The organism is Mycobacterium sp. (assembly GCF_035697385.1).
In the GTDB taxonomy this organism is placed as follows: Bacteria; Actinomycetota; Actinomycetes; order Mycobacteriales; family Mycobacteriaceae; genus Mycobacterium.
Genome location: NZ_DASSCY010000291.1, coordinates 1 through 4,185, shown reverse-complemented (window position 1 = coordinate 4,185; position 4,185 = coordinate 1). Strand labels below are relative to the sequence as shown.

Annotated in this window: 3 protein-coding genes and 1 pseudogene; 3 read left to right on the top strand and 1 reads right to left on the bottom strand. The window is 67.7% G+C overall.

All coding sequences use genetic code 11. From position 1 onward, the window contains the following. From VFH65_RS24865 to VFH65_RS24855, 3 genes are all read left to right on the top strand, one after another. The coding region (locus VFH65_RS24865) for an NAD(P)H-quinone dehydrogenase (protein WP_353325143.1) at window positions 1-1,315 on the top strand (1,315 nt) is incomplete at its 5' end. Window positions 1,316-1,331: 16 nt separating this feature from the next. Beyond that, the gene (locus tag VFH65_RS24860; RefSeq protein WP_414688501.1) at window positions 1,332-3,119 is read left to right on the top strand and encodes a glycerol-3-phosphate dehydrogenase/oxidase; all 1,788 of its coding nucleotides are present in this window, start codon (window positions 1,332-1,334) and stop codon (window positions 3,117-3,119) included. Next, window positions 3,116-3,973 (top strand): pseudouridine synthase, encoded by an 858-nt coding sequence (locus tag VFH65_RS24855; RefSeq protein WP_353325141.1) that lies wholly within the window; start codon window positions 3,116-3,118, stop codon window positions 3,971-3,973. The genes VFH65_RS24860 and VFH65_RS24855 overlap by 4 nt, the downstream gene beginning before the upstream one ends. A 3-nt stretch (window positions 3,974-3,976) precedes the next feature. On the opposite strand, the pseudogene VFH65_RS24850 reads toward VFH65_RS24855, so the two are convergent. Further along, window positions 3,977-4,185 (bottom strand): annotated as a pseudogene (locus VFH65_RS24850) (glycoside hydrolase family 2); the annotation flags it as partial.

Genomic DNA, 4,185 nt, shown 5'->3' with positions numbered 1-4,185 from the left:
CGACTGCGACGGTCTGGGTGGCGCATGCGTCCTGTGGGACTGCGTGCCGTCCAAGACGTTCATCGCGTCGACCGGCGTACGCACCGAGCTGCGCCGCGCGCCCGACCTCGGTTATGCCCTCGAGTTCGAGGACGCCAAGATCTCGCTGGCGAAGATCAACGAACGCGTCAAGACGCTGGCGGCCGCACAGTCCGCCGACATCGCCGAGCGGCTGCGCAACGAGGGTGTGACGTTGATCGCCGGCCGCGGTGAGTTGATCGACGACGTGCCCGGCATGGCCGCCCACACCGTCAAGATCACGGCCCACGACGGCTCCGTCAGCACGGTCAAGGCCGACGTGGTGCTCATCGCTACCGGTGCCAGCCCGCGAGTGCTTGCCGGCGCCGAGCCTGACGGCGAACGAATCCTGAACTGGCGCCAGCTCTACGACCTCGACAAACTGCCCGAACACCTTGTCGTCGTCGGCTCCGGCGTGACCGGCGCCGAGTTCGTCAACGCCTACACCGAACTCGGGGTGAAGGTCACCGTGGTGGCGAGCCGCGACCAGATCCTGCCGCACGAGGATTCCGACGCCGCGGCGGTGCTCGAGGACGCGCTGGCCTCGCGCGGTGTGACGTTGGTCAAGAACGCCAGAGCCGACAAGGTGATCCGCAATGGCGACGGCGTCGTGGTTGCCATGACCGATGGCCGCACCGTCGAAGGCAGCCACGCGCTGATGACGGTCGGGTCCGTGCCCAATACCAGCGGGCTGGGCCTCGACCGGGTCGGCATCGAACTCGGAAAAGGCGACTACCTGAAGGTCGATCGGGTGTCGCGCACGTCGGTGCCCGGCATCTATGCGGCAGGTGACTGCACCGGCTTGATGCTGCTGGCGTCCGTCGCCGCCATGCAGGGCCGGATCGCGATGTACCACGCCCTTGGCGAAGGACTCGAGCCCATCCGCCTGCGCACGGTGGCCGCCGCGGTGTTCACCCGGCCCGAGATCGCCGCCGTCGGGGTGCCGCAGTCCAAGATCGACGACGGATCCGTCCCCGCACGCACCGTGATGTTGCCGCTGAACACGAACGCTCGGGCCAAGATGTCGGGTCTGCGCCGCGGCTTCGTCAAGATCTTCTGCCGGCCCGCCACCGGTGTGGTCATCGGTGGCGTGGTGGTCGCGCCGATTGCCTCGGAGCTGATCATGCCGATCGCGTTGGCCGTGCAGAACGGCAACGATGTCGAGGACCTGGCGCAGACGTTCTCGGTGTACCCGTCGCTGGCGGGGTCCATCACCGAGGCGGGCCGACGTTTGATGGCGCACGACGATTTGGACTGAGTCCACGTAGCCTGGGATGGACGAACCGTACCCACGAGTAACAAGGAGTCCATTCGAAGTGATTGACCCGAACCCCGCACCGGGCAAGGGGCAGACCTTCCTGGGCCCCAAGCAACGGGAACAGGCCTGGGAGCGGCTTGGCAGCGAACAGTTCGACGTCGTGGTGATCGGCGGCGGAGTGGTCGGAGCCGGTGCCGCCCTCGACGCGGCCACCCGCGGGCTCAAGGTCGCGCTCGTGGAAGCCCGCGACTTCGCCTCTGGCACGTCGAGTCGCAGCTCGAAGATGTTCCACGGCGGGCTGCGCTACCTCGAGCAGCTGGAGTTCGGGTTGGTCCGCGAGGCCCTGCACGAGCGGGAGTTGTCGCTGACCACGCTGGCGCCTCATCTGGTCAAGCCGCTGCCGTTTCTGTTTCCCCTGACCAAGCGTTGGTGGGAGCGGCCGTACGTCGCCGCGGGTATCTTTCTCTACGACCAGCTGGGCGGCGCGAAATCCGTTCCAGCCCAAAAGCATTTGACCCGCGCGGGCGCTTTGCGGCTGTCGCCCGGTCTGAAGCGGACATCGCTGATCGGTGGCATCCGCTACTTCGACACCGTCGTCGACGACGCGCGACACACCATGACCGTGGCCCGCACGGCGGCTCAATACGGCGCGGTGGTGCGCTCGTCGAGCCAGGTCGTGTCGCTGCTCCGTGAGGGTGACCGGGTGACCGGGGTGACGATCCGCGATTCGGAGGACGGGGCGATCACCGAGGTGCGCGGTCACGTCGTCGTGAACGCCACCGGCGTGTGGACCGACGAGATCCAGGCGCTGTCCAAGCAGCGCGGGCGGTTTCGGGTGCGGGCGTCCAAGGGCGTGCACGTCGTCGTTCCGAGGGACCGAATCGTCAGCGAGGTGGCGATCATCCTGCGCACCGAGAAGTCGGTGCTGTTCGTCATCCCGTGGGGCACGCACTGGATCATCGGCACCACCGACACCGATTGGAACCTCGACCTGGCCCATCCCGCGGCCACCAAGGCCGACATCGACTACATCCTCGGGCACGTCAACACCGTGCTGGCCACGCCGTTGACCCACGACGACATCGACGGGGTCTATGCGGGGCTGCGCCCACTGCTGGCAGGCGAGAGCGAGGAGACGTCGAAGCTGTCGCGCGAGCACGCGGTCGCGGTGCCTGCGCCAGGGCTGGTCGCCATCGCCGGCGGCAAGTACACGACCTACCGGGTGATGGCGGCCGACGCGATCGACGCCGCGGCCGAGTACATCCCGGCCAGGGTGGCACCATCCATCACCGAGAAGGTGCCGCTGATGGGCGCCGACGGTTATTTCGCGCTGATCAACCAGACCGAGCATGTCGGCGCGAGCTACGGGCTGCACCCGTATCGGGTTCGCCATCTGCTGGACCGGTACGGGTCGCTGATCGGTGAGGTGCTGCAAGTGGCCGAGGGCCGGCCCGAGCTGTTGACCCCCATCACTGAGGCGCCGGTGTATCTGAAGGTCGAGGCGTGGTACGCCGCTGCCGCCGAGGGGGCATTGCACCTCGAGGACATCCTGACCCGCCGCATGCGGATCGGGATCGAGTACCCGCACCGGGGCATGGACTGCGCCCGCGAGGTCGCCGAAGTGGTTGCACCCGTTCTTGGTTGGAGCGCCGCGGATGTGGACCGCGAGGTGGCCACCTACATCGCGCGGGTCGAAGCCGAGGTGATGTCGCAGGCCCAGCCCGACGACGAGTCCGCCGATGCGCTGCGCGCCGCGGCGCCGGAAGCGCGCGCGGAGATTCTCGAGCCGGTGCCGCTCAATTGAGGCGTGCCGCGCCACTGCCGGTTCGCGACGGACTCGGGCCGGCGCGGGTGCGGCTGCGCGGCGGTGCGGTGCTGGTCGAGCTCGCCGATCGGTTCGGTGACGCCGCCGCGGCCAAAGTCATCAACGGCGAGGTGGTGACCGCCGACGGCAGCGTGGTCACCGCTTCGACTGTGCTGCCGCCGAATTCGCATGTGTACCTGTACCGAGAGCTGCGCGACGAGGTTGAGGTGCCGTTCGACATACCGGTGCTGTACCGCGACGACGACATCGTCGTGGTCGACAAGCCGCATTTCCTGGCCACCATGCCGCGCGGTCGCCACGTCGCTCAGACCGCGCTGGCGCGGCTGCGCCGCGAACTCGACCTGCCGGAGCTTTCGCCCGCACATCGACTGGACCGCCTGACCGCGGGCGTGCTGATGTTCACCACCCGCCGCGAGCTGCGTGGCCGGTATCAGACGTTGTTCGCGCGCGGCGAGGTGCGCAAGACATACCTGGCGCGGGCGGGCGTCGACTCGCAACTTGGATTGCCGACGGTAGTGCGCAGCCGGATCATCAAGCGGCGCGGGCACTTACAGGCCGTCGAAGAGCCCGGCGTGCCGAACGCCGAGACGCTCGTCGAACACACCGGAGATGGCCTGTACCGGCTGACCCCTCGCACCGGACGCACCCATCAGCTGCGTGTCCACATGGCGGCGCTTGGTCTGCCGATCATCGGAGACACGTTGTACCCGAAGGTCATTGACGTATCGCCCGACGACTTTTCGCGACCGCTGCAACTGCTGGCCCACACCCTCGAGTTCGAGGATCCGGTCAACGGACGCCAGCGCGAGTTCGTCAGCACACGCGCGCTGTGACCGTCACCGACGAACTTCGGGCGGGTCCGTCACCTGGGCTCCTGCAGCGATGACCGCCCTGTTGCGTTCAGCCACCGTCTTGAGCACCATCTTGACCAGCCACCGGTCGTAGCTCATGTAGCCGTTGACCTCGTTTTCGACATCGGTTGTCTGCGTGTAGATCGCCCCCGACAAACCGCCCCTGCGCACAGCCTCTTCCAGGTCGCGGGGGT